The sequence below is a fragment of the Geoglobus acetivorans genome (assembly GCF_039641995.1).
Taxonomy (GTDB): Archaea; Halobacteriota; Archaeoglobi; order Archaeoglobales; family Archaeoglobaceae; genus Geoglobus; species Geoglobus acetivorans.
Genome location: NZ_CP087714.1, coordinates 898,549 through 913,225 on the forward strand (window position 1 = coordinate 898,549; position 14,677 = coordinate 913,225).

A 14,677-nucleotide genomic window follows, 5' to 3' on the forward strand; every position below is an offset into this window, starting at 1 on the left:
CTACTTTACAGTCAGTGAAAAACAGTATTTAAACCTTTCTAACTATTAGCATTGCCAGGTAGATGGCGAACAGAGCTGCCAGCACCTCCATTCCTGGAGCTTCTTTTCCCGGTTTGGAGTCTGGATCCCCTGGAAACGTGCCAGAACTGAGTTCCTGCTGGTTTGTATATCCATCTCCATCACTGTCTTTGGAGAGGAGCTTTTCTCCCTTTCCGAGTTTGGCATAGTCCGCCCCAAAACTGTTCACTCCTCCGTATCCAGAACTCTGGACATGACAGAGGGTGCATTTTTTGATACTGTCGCTGTATTCTTTGAAATCCTTCATGTACTCTGGTCTTGCATCCACCGGTGTTAAGAGTAGAAGAGACACCAGCAGAATCACCGCCGTTATATTTCTCCAGCGTTTCCACACACTCATCTGCTCATCCTCCTGTTTACAGCAGGTGTAAATCGAGAAATATAAGTCTTTCCGGTGCCAGAATGTTAATGAGTATATTGGATTTTTAACATTCCGGGGGGATAAGTTTTATTTTCAGCAGGTGGAAGTTGTTTTATGAAAAATGAACATCTCATTTCGATCATTGCCGGTCTCGTAATGCTTGTACTCTCATATACTCTCATCCCGCAGGCGACCCCTCACATGATGATGTACTCTCCGTACTACAGCACTCTGCCATCCATTCTTGCAGTGGCAGGGATACTGCTCGTGGTGATACCCATCATTTTTGCCGTCCAATCAGAGCGCTGTGAGAATACGGAAGACAAGGAAAATTTGAAGCGTCAAGAGATAACGCCAGAGGAACCTCATGAAGCTAAGAACTGTGTGGAAACACTCGCAGTTGCGGAAAAACTCCTCGAGGAGGACGAAAAGAAGGTACTGAAAATCATTGCGGAAAATGAGGGCGTCACACAGGACAGCCTGCACTTCAGAACAGGCTTCTCCACATCAAAGGTATCCATGATTGTTAAAAAGCTCGAGGAAAAGGATTTGATCTACCGTGAGAGGTTTGGAAAGACCTACAGGCTCTATCTGAGCGACTGGGTGAAAAGTTAAATATCTATACGTTTGTAATATGTAATGTATGGAGAGAAAAGAGATTGTATTTTTGCTGATGGGGTTTGCCATCGGTCTGGTTGCAGGGGCGTTCATAGTCGGTCTGACTTACAGCACCTATCCTGGCTGGATGCCGGGAATGCAGTACATGCCCGGGATGCAGTACACTCCAACGCCATACTCGGCAGAGTACAAGACCAATGGCGAAAGGATATTCCTTACTGGAGTGAATGAGAATGGGGAGAGGATTCCCTTTGTTGGGGGACCACAGTGGCTATACATGCACGGAGGTGGCTGTGCAAGCTGCCACGGTGCCGACGGCAAAGGTGGTATATATCCCATGATGTGCGGGGTGAAAACACCAGACATCAGGTACTCGACCCTAACTGAGAAGCACGGTATGAGTGTGGATGATATAAAAAAGGCGATAACCCAGGGTGTTGACGATGAGGGGGAGGAACTGGACTACTGCATGCCGAGGTGGCAGATGAGCGAGGACGACCTGAACGACCTGATAGCGTATCTCAAAGAGCTTGGCTGACTTACTTTTCAGCAACGATAATTCTGAAAACCGATGTCCTTAGATATTTTTCTTCAAGAATTTTGAAACCCGTTTTTCTTATATTTTCTGCGGTTTTCCTGTTTATCTCCGGACCTATCGCTCTGAAAATCGGATTGATGAAGTCCATGATTCTGCCTGCAAAATCGTTTTCACACCTCATGTGCTCGAGAAAATAGGCCTTTCCACCCTTTTTAAGGACTCTGTGAAGTTCTTTCAATCCAGCAAGAGGGTTTTCAACAGAACAGAAAACGAATGTTGATATTATTCCGTCAAATGATTCGTCTTTAAACGGGAGAGCCTCCACATCTGCCACAACCAGGTCTAATTCCCTTCCAATGTGTCTTGACTTTATGGCTGCTTTTTCGAGCATTTTCCTGCTGATGTCCACTCCGACGACTCTCCAGTCTTTGTAATGTGGAATGTTCTTGCCCGTACCAATTCCCACTTCCAGGATGTTTTTACCGTCAACGATTTCCATGAGTTCCTTTCTCCATTTTGAAAGGGCAAAAATCTCCATAGGAGATTCCATGAGATCATAAACTCTTGCTATTCTGTCGTACTTCTTTTTGTCAATACCTTTCTTCATCAGCTTTACATTTGATGCAAAACTTTAAATAGTTTTCACCCTGATAACTGATATGAGGAAATCATTCTATTTGATTGCAGGAATTGTGGTTCTTTCAGCTGTCATTGCGATTAATGCTTTTAGCCAGAATTCTACTCCTGAAAGTTCAGAGAATGACTGGAACCGTGCTATTACTCTTTACAAAACGCAGTACTGTGGTTGCTGCGAGCAGTACATAGCCTATCTGCGTGAGAATGGCTATAATGTCGAGGTTGTTAATGTTGATGATCTGCCAGCTCTTTTCGATAAATACCGGGTTCCGGACGATATGCGTAGCTGTCACATCTCTGATCTGGGAGGATACTTTGCAGTGGGGCACATACCAGCAGAGGCAATCGATAAACTGATGAAAGAGCATCCAGCAATTGACGGCATATCTCTCCCGGGAATGCCTTCTGGCTCTCCGGGAATGCCGGGCAACAAGGAAGAACCCTTTGTGGTCTATGCGCTGAAAGACGGAAATGCCGAAGTCTTCACAACTCTTTGAGGCGTGATAGCACCCCTTATTTATTTTTCTGAGATCTGGTGTATGGTGCGGTGTCGGTACTATATCTCGTATCCTGCTTGTTTCCAGGCGATAACTCCTCCATCAAGCTCATATACGTTTTTGTAACCCATTTCTGTTAGTTTGGATGCAGCAATTTTGCTCATAAATCCACTCCTGCAGTAAACAAGTATTTTTGTGCTTTTGTCCTTTGGCAGCAGGTCTTCTGAGCTTTCTATCTTATTGTAGGGTATCCAGGCGTCAGTTCCAGGGATGTGCTTCTGTTCTGGAATGTGCACATCTATCACAAAAACGTCCTCGTTCTGCATCATGCGGTAAAACTCCTCGGGTAATACAGAATGATACTCCTTTTCCCCGGCGAAGAGAGTGAGAACACTGTAGATTATGATTCCTGCTACAAGGACTATTCCGACAGCAACAAGAATCTTCGGATTCATGGCATCACTCCACGTGAATCTGGTATGATCTCACAGTCTGAGGTTTCGTTGGCTTTTTTATATACCATGGGTTATATTCTATACTTCAGTGAATAATAATCTTTTGATGCCATTCAAAATTTTTTGGCGTTCTTAACTTGTGCTCCCTTTTCCGGGCGGTGATTTGTGATCGTGAAATTGAGCAACATTTGAACGAATGTTCATCCGTTTTTTCAAAAAAGCTTAGCCGGGCAGATAAAAATATATATGTGACATAATGTATAAATTAATTTCATGAACGGATTTGGGATGACCCCCTTCGGGTTTGGATTCTTTGGTTTCGGTATGCTCTTCTGGTGGATCCTCTGGGTCGTCATAGCCTACCTTGTCTACCAGGATGCGGAAAAGAGAGGAATGAACGGACTGCTGTGGTTTATCCTCGTTTTGATACCGATGGTTGGAATAATTGCACTGATAATCTACCTGATCGTGAGGGAGACCCAGCCTCAGGCAAAGGAGGAAAAGAAGTCTTCCCTCGAGATACTGAAGGAGAGGTATGCGAAAGGGGAGATAAGCCACGAGGAGTACGAGAGAATGAAAAAGGAACTTGAGGAATAGACGGGGGGTCGGAAAAATGGAGAAGATGGATCACGGTGGTGAACACGGCCACGGGATGCATGAGGAAAAGCAGGATATGGGCGAGCAAGGAGCACATGGGGGTCACGGGGACAGGGGCAAGCCCCATGTTCATGACCACCACAAGATGATGATGGAGGACTTCAAAAAGAGATTCTACATCTCCACGGCCCTCACTGTTCCCATACTTCTGCTGTCACCTTTAATACAGCGCCTTCTCGGAATATCCATAGCATTTCCAGGGGATGGCCTTGTTTTGTTCGCTCTTTCGTCGTTTGTTTACTTCTACGGCGGATATCCGTTTTTCAAGGGATTCTTCGAAGAGCTGACAAAGACCCGCCCCGGAATGATGACTTTAATCTCGGTTGCCATTTCGGCGGCATACATTTACAGCTCGGCGGTGGTGTTCGGGCTTGAGGGCAAGTACTTCTTCTGGGAGCTTGCAACTCTGATAGACATCATGCTGCTCGGACACTACATAGAGATGAAGTCTGTTCTTGGGGCATCAAGGGCCCTCGAGGAGCTCGTCAAAATAATGCCCTCCACCGCTCACCTGATCAGGAATGGAGAGGTTGAGGAGGTTCCGGTTGAGCAGCTTAACCCAGGGGATGTGGTGCTCATAAGGCCGGGAGAGAAGATACCCGTTGACGGCATCGTCGTCGAGGGAGAAAGCTACGTTGACGAGTCAATGCTTACCGGAGAGAGCAGACCCGTAACGAAAAAACCGGGAGACGAGGTCATAGGCGGATCGGTGAACATGGAAGGGTCGCTGAAAGTCGAGGTTAAGAAAACGGGAAAGGAAACCTATCTCAGCCAGATTATCGAGCTTGTGAGGCAGGCTCAGGAGAGCAAGTCGAGAACTCAGGACCTGGCGAACAAGGCCGCCTTCTACCTGACAATCATCGCTCTCAGTGCGGGAACAATCACGTTTGCGGCATGGATCCTCCTGGGCAAGGACCTTGCGTTTGCGGTTGAAAGAGCGGTTACCGTGATGGTTATTTCATGCCCGCACGCTCTGGGACTTGCGGTCCCTCTGGTCGTTGCGGTCTCGACATCCCTCGCAGCCCAGAACGGGTTGCTGATAAGAAACAGACAGGCGTTCGAAAGGACAAAGGAGCTTCAGGCGGTTGTGTTCGACAAAACCGGAACGCTGACGGAAGGAAAATTCGGCGTTACAGACATAATCGCCTTCACAGGCAGTGAGGATGAGGTGCTGAGGATTGCGGCGAGCATGGAAATGCATTCAGAACATCCGATTGCGAGGAGCATAGTTGAGGAGGCTGAAAAGAGGGGCCTGAAGCTTGAAGAAGTCGAGAACTTCAGGGCAATCCCCGGAAAGGGCATCGAGGCGCAGATTGGTGGTACGACATACATGGTGGTCAGTCCGGGATATCTCAGGGAAAAGGGCATTGAGGCTGGAGAAGAGGCCGAGAAACTTGCGGCTCAGGGTAAGACAGTGGTTTATCTGCTGAAAGACTCGGAGCTTGCGGGAGTGATTGCTCTTGCCGACAGAGTAAAGCCCGAGTCAAGAGAAGCTGTGGAAAAGCTGAAGAAGATGGGCATAAAGTGCATGATGCTCACCGGAGACAACGAGCTTGTGGCGAAATGGGTGGCTGAAGAGCTTGGCCTCGATGAGTACTTTGCCGAGGTTTTGCCACATGAAAAGGCAGAGATGGTGGCGAAGGTTCAGGAGAAGTACGTAACTGCCATGGTTGGAGACGGCATAAACGATGCCCCAGCTTTAGCTCAGGCTGACGTTGGTATAGCCATAGGTGCAGGCACGGATGTGGCCATTGAGACCGCTGACATAATTCTTGTCAGAAGTGATCCGAGGGATGTTGTCAAAATAGTTGAACTTTCGAAGAAAACATACGCCAAGATGATTCAGAACCTGATCTGGGCGACAGGGTACAACAGCGTGGCAATACCTCTTGCAGCTGGTGTGGCCTACGGCCTCGGAATTCTCCTGACTCCCGCCATAGGTGCTGCTCTGATGTCCCTCAGCACGGTGATAGTTGCAATAAATGCGAGATTGCTGAAATAACTTTCTGTTATTTTTCCAATTCATTTTTTTTACAGTGCGTCAGGAGTTAATGCTATATTTTATGGTTACAATGTAAGTGTGTGAGCAAAAAAATTAAGCTTAAGGTAGAGGGGATGACCTGTGCATCCTGTGCAAGGACAGTCGAGACAGCAGCGATGCAGGTAGATGGAGTCAGGAAAGCGAGCGTCAATCTGGCCACGGAATCTCTTCAGCTTGAACTGGACCCCGAAAAGGCAAGAATCGAGGAGATAAAAAAGGCAATCGAAGAGGTGGGCTATAGAATCCCGGAAGAGGAGAAAGCAGTTGTGGTGAAAATAGGCGGGATGACCTGTGCTTCATGTGCCAAAACCATTGAAGTTGCGGTTGGCAGTCTTGATGGGGTAAAGAGCATTACCGTCAACCTCGCAACCGAAAGTGCCAGGATTGTCTACAATCCTTCGGTTACCGAAATTGAGGACATCAGAAAGGCCATAGAGGAAGTCGGTTATCAGTTTCTGGGTATTGAAGGTGAAGAGCTGAAAGAGGAGGCCAAGGGGGACCACGTCAGGGAGATGAAGAAAAAACTCGCATTTGCGTCGGTATTCGGTGCAGTTCTTCTTGTCATGCAGTATGGAAAGTATGTTGGCCTTCCCGAAATACCCTACAACAGCATCATCCAGTTCATTCTCGCTACACCTGTCATGCTCTATTCGGGCAGGGAGATGTTCCTTGCCGCAGTGAGAGCCCTCAGACACAGAATGCTCAACATGGATGTGATGTACTCGATGGGTGTCGGCTCGGCATACACCGCAAGCGTCCTGTCAACAATAGGGCTTCTGCCCGAGGACTACCTCTTCTACGAGACGGCAGTTCTGCTTCTCGCTTTCCTGCTCCTTGGCAGGACACTCGAAGCGATAGCCAAAGGAAGGACGAGCGAGGCAATCAAGAAGCTGATCGGGTTGCAGGCAAAAACCGCCGTCGTCGTCAGGGATGGCAGGGAGATCGAGGTTCCAGTTGAGGAGGTCAGAGTTGGGGACATTGTCATAGTAAAGCCTGGGGAGAAGATACCTGTTGATGGTGTTGTCATCGAGGGAGAGAGCTACGTTGACGAGTCGATGATCACCGGAGAACCGATTCCAGCGCTTAAAAAGAAGGGAGATGAGGTTGTTGGAGCGACCATAAACAAAAATGGCGTGCTGAAAGTCAAAGCCACGAGGGTTGGTAGCGACACGCTGCTTGCCCAGATAATAAGGCTCGTTGAGGAGGCAATGGGGAGCAGGCCGCCGATTCAGAAGCTGGCCGACAAGATTGTCGCTTACTTCATACCCGTGGTGCTGACAATAGCAATAACCTCGTTCATCTACTGGTACTTCATAGCAGGCGTACCGGAAATCTTTGCATTCACGACTCTCGTTGCCGTGCTTGTGATAGCCTGCCCCTGTGCCTTTGGGCTTGCGACGCCGACTGCACTGACAGTGGGAATGGGCAAGGGTGCGGAGCTTGGAATACTCATCAAGAATGGAGAAGCTCTTGAGATCGCGAGGAGAGTAACGACCGTCGTGTTCGACAAAACCGGAACACTGACGAAGGGTAAGCCGGAGGTTACGGACATCGTTGCTTTTGAAGGCGATGAGACGGAGGTGCTGAGGATTGCGGCAATAGCAGAGAAGAGGAGTGAGCATCCTCTGGCTGAGGCGGTTGTTAGGAAAGCAGAGGAGACAGGAGCGCAGATTGACGAGCCAGAGAGATTTGAGGTCATTACAGGAAAGGGAGTAGTTGCTTCACTTAACGGAGAGAAAATACTGGTTGGAAGCAGGAAGCTGATGGCGGAAAATGGAATGGAGGTGAGCAGCGAGATTGAGGACACACTTCAGAGGCTTGAGAGCGAGGCGAAGACCGCCGTACTCGTGTCACACAACGGCAGGATCATAGGTGCAATAGGCATCGCGGACAACATAAAACCGTCTGCGAAGGAAGCAATCGAGGAACTTCACAGAATCGGCAAGAAAGTTGCAATGATTACCGGGGATAATAGGAGAACTGCCGAAGCTATCGCAAGAAGGCTCGGCATCGACACCGTTCTTGCTGAGGTTCTCCCACACCAGAAGGCTGAGGAGGTAAAGAGGCTTCAGAAAAATGGAGAAGTGGTTGCGTTCGTTGGAGACGGCATAAACGATGCCCCAGCTTTAGCTCAGGCAGATCTTGGCATAGCGATTGGAAGTGGAACTGACGTGGCCATAGAGAGCGGAGAGATTGTGCTTATGAGGGACGATTTGCGCGATGTTGTTGCAGCAATACAGCTCAGTGAGAAGACTCTGAACAAGATAAAGCAGAACCTGTTCTGGGCTATGATCTACAACACCATACTGATTCCGGTGGCCGCGGGAGTTCTTTATCCGGTGTTCGGCATAGTCTTCAGGCCTGAATGGGCTGGACTGGCAATGGCGATGAGTAGTGTGAGCGTGGTCACAAACTCGCTGCTGATGAAGAACTATATCCCGCCGGTTAATAGAAGAGCGAAATCGTAATTCAACAACATTAAATTTTTTTGAAATCCACAGGTTTATAAATTGGTTTTTTAATACTTTACTGGAGGTGTCTTGATGCTGAAGATGAATGGTGCCGGAATGATGGGGCTGGCTTTGCTGATCCTGCTCATCCTGACTGTGCCTGCCATGGCCTCAAATCCGCTTGCTGTTGATTACACCATAACGCCTTCAACCGTCAAACCCGGTGTTGAGGGATATGTGGAAATAATGCTCACCAACCCCGGAACCACTCCCATACAGGACATTTACGTTTTCAGGGTTGATGCCGAGGGGCCGGTGGTTATCAAGGACTACCGGAAGGATGTTGGTGATCTATCTCCCGGAACGTCGAGAACCCTGATAGTGAGGTTTTCGGTGCCCGAAACTGCGAAGGCAGGATACTATCTGGTTGATGTGGACCTCAGGATGAGAGTTGCAGGCTCATCAGAAAGGTATGTGTTTCAAATACCTGTTGAAGTTCGAGAAGAGAGTCTCGTGGGTCTCAGCATATCTCCCGAAAAGATCGAGGCGAACACACCTGTCAATCTCACGCTCAGGGTTGAAAATGCTGGTGGAGAGATCAGAAACCTCAGGATATTCTGGTCGGGCGATGGGCTAATCCCGCTGTCTGAAAGCTCTCCATTGCTAATCCCTTCCATGGGTCCAGGCGATGTGGAGGAGTTCAGTCTCAGGGTGAAAGCTCTGGAACAGGGGACGGCCGTTCTGGTTTTCAACATCACTTACTCTGATGTTACCGGCAATGTTATCCGGGAGGCCAGAACATTGGCCTTGGACGTTGTTGCGAAAAATGAGAGCTTTCTGAACGTCACTCTCACGCCCAGCGTACTTGAGATTGGAAGTGGTGGAAAGCTCATTTTCAATCTCGCTGCAGAGGGGACTGACGAGCTGAAAAACGTTCTGATCAGCTGGAGGAGCGAGGCGATCATGCCATCTTCATCCAACTCCAGGTTCATAGATTCAATTCAACCCGGAGAGCAAAAGGCCGTTACATTTGATGTTTTCGTCAATGAAGGCGTTCAGCCCGGCTATTATCCTGTTGAGGTGGCGGTGGAATACGATTATTCGGGGATGAAAGTCAAGTCGGAAGAGTCGTTCTCAGTTATGGTTACCGGGGATATTTCTCTAACCGCAACGCTCTTCAGGGCTGAGAATGACAAGGTGTTCATCTCGGTTGCCAACACCGGAAATGCCCCGGCGAAGAATTTGGTTGTTTATGCAAGTTCCGAATACGGAAAGGGTGAGGTGTTTATAGGCGACATGGCTCCGGGTGACGAGGAGATCATTGAGGTTGACCAGAAAAATGTCGACACGTCCAAGCCTTACAACATCACGCTGAAGCTTGAATACAGAGATGTTTTCGGCAAAAGGTATTCGGAAGTCAGTGAAGTGAACGTTCACCACTTCAGAGAGAGTTATTCGTCTACGTACCTTCTGGGTGGGGCTTTACTTCTGGTACTTGTCCTTGGGGCTGTCTGGTATATCAGGAAAAGGTAGCGGGGAGTGAAAATGGTTTCCATAGCGAGAAAAAATCTGTTCCATGAAAAGGGAAGGCTGGTGATAAGTATAGGAGGTGTTGCGTTCTCAACCATGCTGATAATGGTTCTGATGGGCGTGTATTACGGAATATTCACCGAAAGCACGATGTATCTGAGGAAGACTAACGCAGACCTGTGGGTGGGACAGGAGGGCATACATGACACCTGGCACACATACTCTCTGCTGCCGAGAGGGCTTGATGAGGAGATACGGAGGGTTGGTGGAGTTAAGGACGTTCATGAATTTATTGGGAGGGCCGTGAGGGCAAAGGTATCCAAGGTGGTGGACAAGGAGGAGACGATATACATCATCGGCTTTGACACGAAAACCGGCGTTGGAGGACCGTGGGAAATCGTGAAGGGCAAGAAGATACCGCGGGATGGCCAGGTGATAGTGGACAGGGTTTTCGCAACAAGAAACGGTATCGATATTGGAGATAAGATCGAGGTTGGTGGAGTCGAGCTAACAGTGGTTGGCATCTCCAAAGATACATTTGTTCTTGTCTATTCCTATGCTTTTGTTACAAAGGAGGATGCGGAGAAGATATTTGGGGCTGAAGATTTCCTGAATTACTACATGGTGGAGGTCGATAACCCGTTCTTTGCTGAAAAGATAGCAGATAACATAAAGAGCAGGCTCGAAAGTCTGGGGGTTAAGGTGGACGTTCTCACAAAGCAGAAATTCATAGACAATCACAAGGAGGTGATAGATGAGAGTTTCAGCGCGATACTCCTTCCTCTGGTCTTCATAGGGTTTTTCATAGGTGTCACGGTTATAGGATTAACGCTGTACACCGCAACTCTGGAGAAGATGAAGGAATATGCGATTTTGAAGGCTATCGGGGCGGATGAGACGTTCATGATGCGAATAGTGCTGGAACAGGCTTTTACAATCGCCCTGCTTGGATTTGCTGCGGGCTCAATTCTGTCATTTCTGGCGGCAAACCTAATCCCAAATGTCGCTCCCGAGTTTTATGTGGAAATCAACCTGCAGAACGTGGTCATGACATTCGGTTCCATTGTGGTCATGAGCCTGGTTGCCGCACTCATACCAATAAGGAGGCTTGAAAGGATAGAGCCAGCAACCGTGTTCCAGGCGTGAGGGTGATGGATGTGGATGAGGCGATTCTGGAAGTCAGAAACGTGACTAAAATCTACGGTTCTGGAAGAACTGCCGTAAAGGCCGTTGATAATATCTCCTTTTCCATCAGCAGGGGCGAACTTGTTCTCCTCATGGGTCCGTCTGGCTCTGGCAAAACCACTCTGCTCACCCTCATAAGCGGCCTTCTGAAGCCAACTTCCGGGAGCGTGAAAATAGATGGGGTTGAGATAACCGAACTGAGCCAGAAGGAGCTTGCAAGGATAAGGCTCGAGAAGATCGGCTTCATATTCCAGCACTTCAATCTTCTCTCAGCTTTAACTGCCCTTGAGAATGTGATGATTCCGCTGATAATCCGGGGTGTTGGGGAGAGGGAAGCGAGGAAAAGGGCCGAGAAAATCCTTGCGGATTTTGGACTGAAGGACAGAATGCACCACAAACCTGAAGACCTTTCTGGAGGGGAGCAGCAGAGGGTGGCGATAGCGAGAGCTGTGATAAGCGATCCGGATTTGATCATTGCAGATGAGCCCACGGCCAACCTGGATTCCAAGAAGGGGAGAGAAGTCATGGAACTCATACACTCAATGGTGAGGGATGGAAAGGCGGCAATAATTGCAAGCCACGATCCGAGGGTTGAAGATTTCGCGGACCGTGTTTTGAGAATGGAGGACGGGAGGTTGAAGAGTGATGAGCGCAAGGGTCCTTGAAAAAAGGCGGGTGAGGTCCTGGCACGGGCTTGAATTTGAAATAGTCATATGGAGTAACTGGTGGGCAAAAATAGGGTTCATGCTTCACCCTCAGGTGGCCAACTTCATGATGAGGTACGGCCTTCCGGAGAGTGTCAGGGGCAGAATGGAGGTTCTCCACGAATTCGGCCACGTGCAGATGTTTCCACTCGTTCTGATTTACTATCTGCCGTTTTTGTTTCTCGGAATCTCGGGGTGGTGGGAATTCACCATTGTTACCGCAGGAATGCTGCTTTTCTGGGAAATTCTTGCCGAGGCCTATGTGGCTGTGAAGTTTGATGGATACTCTGAGGTTTACAGAGAGAACCTTCACCCGTTTGCGGTCATTTACTGGGTTTTAATCGTTACAGCAGTTTTGCTTCCTGCGATTGCTGTAATTGCTGGAGTGCTGTAAAACCATGCGGGGGGTGGGATTCGAACCCACGAAGGCCTGCGCCACTGGACCCTAAATCCAGCGCCTTTGACCGCTCGGCAACCCCCGCAAAGTTTGCAGGCAGTCCTGCGAGATATTGTTAAGAGGATATTAAGTTTTGCGGTAACGTGAATTTGTGAGTGCTCAGGACTTTTGGCAGTCCTGAAAAAATTTACTGTCTGATGCTGGTGCCAAGTCCTTTTTTACGGATATGGGATCTGGCATGAATTCATTAAACTTCGACCTGATTTGGAGCAATTTATTTTACCATCCAGCACATAGATGTGGTTGTGGTAAAAGGGCTTGAAAGATATGCTGAGATAAATGCAGGGAATTTGCCTGCAAAGTTTCAGATAGCGAAGAGGATTCCGGCTGATAAAACTGACAGTCTGTACGATGCTCACAGAGATTTGAAAAAAGAATTTCTGAAATGCTGGAAAAAGGTTGATGCCAGCATCCTTGAAGAAAAACCTGCAGATTACTCCTTTCTGCATCTGAAAGTGGATCTGCTGAATGAGATGCTCAAAGAATGCGTCTTCTGTCAGAGGAAGTGTAGGGTAAACCGGTATGAAAGGAGGGGATACTGCAAAACAGGCGCGGAGAGTTACTACAGCAGCGAATTCCTTCATTTTGGTGAGGAGCCAGAGCTTGTTCCATCGCACACGATTTTTTTCAACAGATGTACATTCTCCTGTGTGTTCTGTCAGAACTGGGATATTGTCTGCAGGGACGATACCCCTGTGAATCCAAAAGAGCTTGCGTATCTGATCGATATCAGAAGGAGGCAGGGTAGCAGAAACGTGAATTTTGTTGGCGGGAACCCTGATCAGCATGCTCACACGATTCTTGAAGTCCTCATTCATGTGAATTCGAGCCTGCCGGTGGTCTGGAACTCGAACATGTACCACAGTGTCGAGCTGGCCGGGGTTATTGAGGATGTCATCGACCTGTGGCTGGGAGATTTCAAATACGGAAATGACGATTGTGCAGCAAAATACTCTAACGCAGGAAACTACTTCGAAACTGTAACTGGAAACTTTTTGAGGGCAAAAAAGCACGGCGAGTTGTTAATACGGCACCTCGTCATGCCCGGCCACGTTGAATGCTGCACCGAAAGGATTGTAAAGTGGGTCTCAAAGAACCTCGGGAGAGATACGAGATTCAACCTGATGTTCCAGTACTGGCCCGCTTACAGAGCGAACGAGTTTCCAGAGATCTCAAGAAGGCTCAACAGAGGAGAAATTAAACAAGCAATAAAAGTGACTTCAGTCCATCTCGATAATCTGGTGTGATTCTCTGACTCCTGCCCAGAAAAGCATGCCTGCAATCACTGTTGCTATTGCTGAGGCGGTGAAAACTGCTGCTATTCCACTGTGGCCCTGACCGCCGAGATCGTAAAACACTCCCGCCAGCATAGGCCCTATTGCCCTTCCAAGGCTTTTGGATGCGGAGAAATAGCCCATCAGTCCTCCAAGATTTCCCATTTTTTTACCCTCTACTGCGACAAGTCCGCTAACTGCCGGGAGAGAAAGAGAGCTCGAAATGCCGAGGAATGCAGAAAAAACAAGTAGAATGTGAAATGAGGTGTACTGTATGATGGAGACGTAAATTATGGCTGAGATGATTGTTGACAGCATGACCGGAAAGATGAAACCCCTCCTGTCTGAAAAAGCTCCACCGTACGGCTGTATAATTCCTGAAACGAAGAGGTTTGTGAAGACGAGCATGCCAATTTCTGTATAGCTCAGACCGATGAGGTATCCATATATTGGAAGAAAGGACATCATGCTTCCTCTGCCTATTGAGTTCAGTATTCTGAAAATCAGGACCGAGATAATTCTCCTGCTGAACTCTTTCCCACCGTTTTCGTTTTTCTGCGGAGGTTTAATCTCCGGAAGAGTCAGGATTGCAATTATGAGGGTTATCAGGCTCATCAGGGCCATGGCAAAGAATGCCATCTTCTCGCTGTGAAAGTCTGAAAGAAACCCTCCAATGAGTGGACCGAATGACATTCCGAGGAATATGGAGCGATTTGCGAAGCCCATGTATTTCCCTTCCTCCCCTTCTGGGGCTATCTGGGCTATCATGGCGAGAATGACTGGCATCACCATGGCTGAAGACATGCCGTGAAGCAACCTGATCACTATCAGTTCCTCCGGATTTCTGGCAAGTGCGTAGAGCAGGGCAAGCAGTGTGTACAGAGACAGACCAGCAGTTATAAGTGGCCTTCTCCCGTATCTGTCAGAAAATTTCCCGAACATGGGAAGGAATAATAGTCTCGAGATCGAAAATGCTGAGAATATGAGGCCTATCACCACACCTCCTGCGCCCATGTTTTTCGCTATGATTGGCAGAATTGGGGAGATTATTCCGACGCCTATTGTGAGTGTGAAAAGGACAAGTGACGATGTAAAAAGCGTGTATTTCGCTTTTTCGCCCATCTCTCTCCCCATCGTTTCTCCCATCAACAAAGTATTTATAAGGTTTCCATACAAAGTAGTTTGCCAGAAACAGT

The 14,677-nt window shown here is 48.2% G+C and carries 15 protein-coding genes and 1 tRNA gene; 11 read left to right on the plus strand and 5 right to left on the minus strand.

The genetic code is table 11. The features are described from left to right. Positions 1-28 precede the first annotated feature (28 nt). The gene (locus tag LPQ35_RS05290; protein ID WP_193807641.1) at positions 29-418 is read right to left on the minus strand and encodes a thrombospondin type 3 repeat-containing protein; all 390 of its coding nucleotides are present in this window, start codon (positions 416-418) and stop codon (positions 29-31) included. A 135-nt stretch (positions 419-553) separates the two neighbouring features. Between LPQ35_RS05290 and LPQ35_RS05295 the strand changes: the two genes are divergently transcribed. Both LPQ35_RS05295 and LPQ35_RS05300 read left to right on the plus strand, forming a co-directional pair. Further along, positions 554-1,054 (plus strand): DUF7343 domain-containing protein, encoded by a 501-nt coding sequence (locus tag LPQ35_RS05295; RefSeq protein WP_193807642.1) that lies wholly within the window; start codon positions 554-556, stop codon positions 1,052-1,054. Between the two features lie 28 nt (positions 1,055-1,082). After that, positions 1,083-1,595, plus strand: coding sequence for a c-type cytochrome (locus LPQ35_RS05300; protein ID WP_193807643.1), 513 nt, complete (start codon positions 1,083-1,085; stop codon positions 1,593-1,595). Between the two features lies 1 nt (position 1,596). On the opposite strand, the gene LPQ35_RS05305 is transcribed toward LPQ35_RS05300, so the two are convergent. Then, complete coding sequence (locus LPQ35_RS05305; protein ID WP_346297706.1) at positions 1,597-2,202, minus strand: class I SAM-dependent methyltransferase; 606 nt, start codon at positions 2,200-2,202, stop codon at positions 1,597-1,599. A gap of 52 nt (positions 2,203-2,254) precedes the next feature. Between LPQ35_RS05305 and LPQ35_RS05310 the strand changes: the two genes are divergently transcribed. Then, positions 2,255-2,728: a DUF411 domain-containing protein gene (locus tag LPQ35_RS05310; protein ID WP_193807644.1), complete on the plus strand. Its 474-nt coding sequence runs from the start codon at positions 2,255-2,257 to the stop codon at positions 2,726-2,728. Positions 2,729-2,787: 59 nt separating this feature from the next. Here the strand turns inward: LPQ35_RS05310 and LPQ35_RS05315 are convergent, their stop codons facing one another. After that, positions 2,788-3,183, minus strand: a complete 396-nt coding sequence (locus LPQ35_RS05315) for a rhodanese-like domain-containing protein (RefSeq protein WP_193807645.1) — start codon at positions 3,181-3,183, stop codon at positions 2,788-2,790. A 273-nt stretch (positions 3,184-3,456) separates the two neighbouring features. Here LPQ35_RS05315 and LPQ35_RS05320 point away from each other — a divergent pair, with 273 nt between their 5' ends. From LPQ35_RS05320 to LPQ35_RS05350, 7 genes are all read left to right on the plus strand, one after another. Beyond that, positions 3,457-3,780, plus strand: a complete 324-nt coding sequence (locus LPQ35_RS05320) for an SHOCT domain-containing protein (RefSeq protein ID WP_193807646.1) — start codon at positions 3,457-3,459, stop codon at positions 3,778-3,780. A 16-nt stretch (positions 3,781-3,796) separates the two neighbouring features. Next, on the plus strand, positions 3,797-5,842 hold the full coding sequence (locus LPQ35_RS05325; protein ID WP_428832253.1) for a heavy metal translocating P-type ATPase: 2,046 nt from the start codon (positions 3,797-3,799) through the stop codon (positions 5,840-5,842). Between the two features lie 113 nt (positions 5,843-5,955). Continuing rightward, positions 5,956-8,349, plus strand: a complete 2,394-nt coding sequence (locus LPQ35_RS05330) for a heavy metal translocating P-type ATPase (RefSeq protein WP_203219006.1) — start codon at positions 5,956-5,958, stop codon at positions 8,347-8,349. Positions 8,350-8,424: 75 nt separating this feature from the next. Then, positions 8,425-9,864: a hypothetical protein gene (locus tag LPQ35_RS05335; RefSeq protein ID WP_193807648.1), complete on the plus strand. Its 1,440-nt coding sequence runs from the start codon at positions 8,425-8,427 to the stop codon at positions 9,862-9,864. A gap of 12 nt (positions 9,865-9,876) precedes the next feature. Continuing rightward, positions 9,877-11,007 carry an FtsX-like permease family protein gene (locus LPQ35_RS05340; protein WP_193807649.1) on the plus strand — a complete coding sequence of 377 codons (1,131 nt, stop codon included), beginning with the start codon at positions 9,877-9,879 and terminating at the stop codon, positions 11,005-11,007. Between the two features lie 5 nt (positions 11,008-11,012). Further along, on the plus strand, positions 11,013-11,711 hold the full coding sequence (locus LPQ35_RS05345) for an ATP-binding cassette domain-containing protein (RefSeq protein ID WP_203218996.1): 699 nt from the start codon (positions 11,013-11,015) through the stop codon (positions 11,709-11,711). Beyond that, positions 11,692-12,144, plus strand: a complete 453-nt coding sequence (locus tag LPQ35_RS05350; protein ID WP_193807650.1) for a hypothetical protein — start codon at positions 11,692-11,694, stop codon at positions 12,142-12,144. The genes LPQ35_RS05345 and LPQ35_RS05350 overlap by 20 nt, the downstream gene beginning before the upstream one ends. A 5-nt stretch (positions 12,145-12,149) precedes the next feature. Here LPQ35_RS05350 and LPQ35_RS05355 read toward each other — a convergent pair. Beyond that, positions 12,150-12,232, minus strand: a tRNA-Leu gene (locus tag LPQ35_RS05355). Between the two features lie 220 nt (positions 12,233-12,452). On the opposite strand from LPQ35_RS05355, the gene LPQ35_RS05360 reads away from it, so the two are divergent. Beyond that, positions 12,453-13,454: a radical SAM protein gene (locus LPQ35_RS05360; RefSeq protein WP_193807651.1), complete on the plus strand. Its 1,002-nt coding sequence runs from the start codon at positions 12,453-12,455 to the stop codon at positions 13,452-13,454. Here the strand turns inward: LPQ35_RS05360 and LPQ35_RS05365 are convergent. Beyond that, positions 13,428-14,615, minus strand: coding sequence for an MFS transporter (locus LPQ35_RS05365; protein WP_193807652.1), 1,188 nt, complete (start codon positions 14,613-14,615; stop codon positions 13,428-13,430). The genes LPQ35_RS05360 and LPQ35_RS05365 overlap by 27 nt on opposite strands. Between the last annotated feature and the right edge of the window lie 62 nt (positions 14,616-14,677).

Excerpts from the sequence above, each read along its gene's own strand:
- LPQ35_RS05290 (WP_193807641.1), bottom strand. The coding sequence starts at position 418 with ATGAGTGTGTGGAAACGCTGGAGAAATATAACGGCGGTGATTCTGCTG.
- LPQ35_RS05295 (WP_193807642.1), top strand. The coding sequence starts at position 554 with ATGAAAAATGAACATCTCATTTCGATCATTGCCGGTCTCGTAATGCTT.
- LPQ35_RS05300 (WP_193807643.1), top strand. The coding sequence starts at position 1,083 with ATGGAGAGAAAAGAGATTGTATTTTTGCTGATGGGGTTTGCCATCGGT.
- LPQ35_RS05305 (WP_346297706.1), bottom strand. The coding sequence starts at position 2,202 with ATGAAGAAAGGTATTGACAAAAAGAAGTACGACAGAATAGCAAGAGTT.
- LPQ35_RS05310 (WP_193807644.1), top strand. The coding sequence starts at position 2,255 with ATGAGGAAATCATTCTATTTGATTGCAGGAATTGTGGTTCTTTCAGCT.
- LPQ35_RS05315 (WP_193807645.1), bottom strand. The coding sequence starts at position 3,183 with ATGAATCCGAAGATTCTTGTTGCTGTCGGAATAGTCCTTGTAGCAGGA.
- LPQ35_RS05320 (WP_193807646.1), top strand. The coding sequence starts at position 3,457 with ATGAACGGATTTGGGATGACCCCCTTCGGGTTTGGATTCTTTGGTTTC.
- LPQ35_RS05325 (WP_428832253.1), top strand. The coding sequence starts at position 3,797 with ATGGAGAAGATGGATCACGGTGGTGAACACGGCCACGGGATGCATGAG.
- LPQ35_RS05330 (WP_203219006.1), top strand. The coding sequence starts at position 5,956 with ATGACCTGTGCATCCTGTGCAAGGACAGTCGAGACAGCAGCGATGCAG.
- LPQ35_RS05335 (WP_193807648.1), top strand. The coding sequence starts at position 8,425 with ATGCTGAAGATGAATGGTGCCGGAATGATGGGGCTGGCTTTGCTGATC.
- LPQ35_RS05340 (WP_193807649.1), top strand. The coding sequence starts at position 9,877 with ATGGTTTCCATAGCGAGAAAAAATCTGTTCCATGAAAAGGGAAGGCTG.
- LPQ35_RS05345 (WP_203218996.1), top strand. The coding sequence starts at position 11,013 with ATGGATGTGGATGAGGCGATTCTGGAAGTCAGAAACGTGACTAAAATC.
- LPQ35_RS05350 (WP_193807650.1), top strand. The coding sequence starts at position 11,692 with ATGAGCGCAAGGGTCCTTGAAAAAAGGCGGGTGAGGTCCTGGCACGGG.
- LPQ35_RS05365 (WP_193807652.1), bottom strand. The coding sequence starts at position 14,615 with ATGGGGAGAGAGATGGGCGAAAAAGCGAAATACACGCTTTTTACATCG.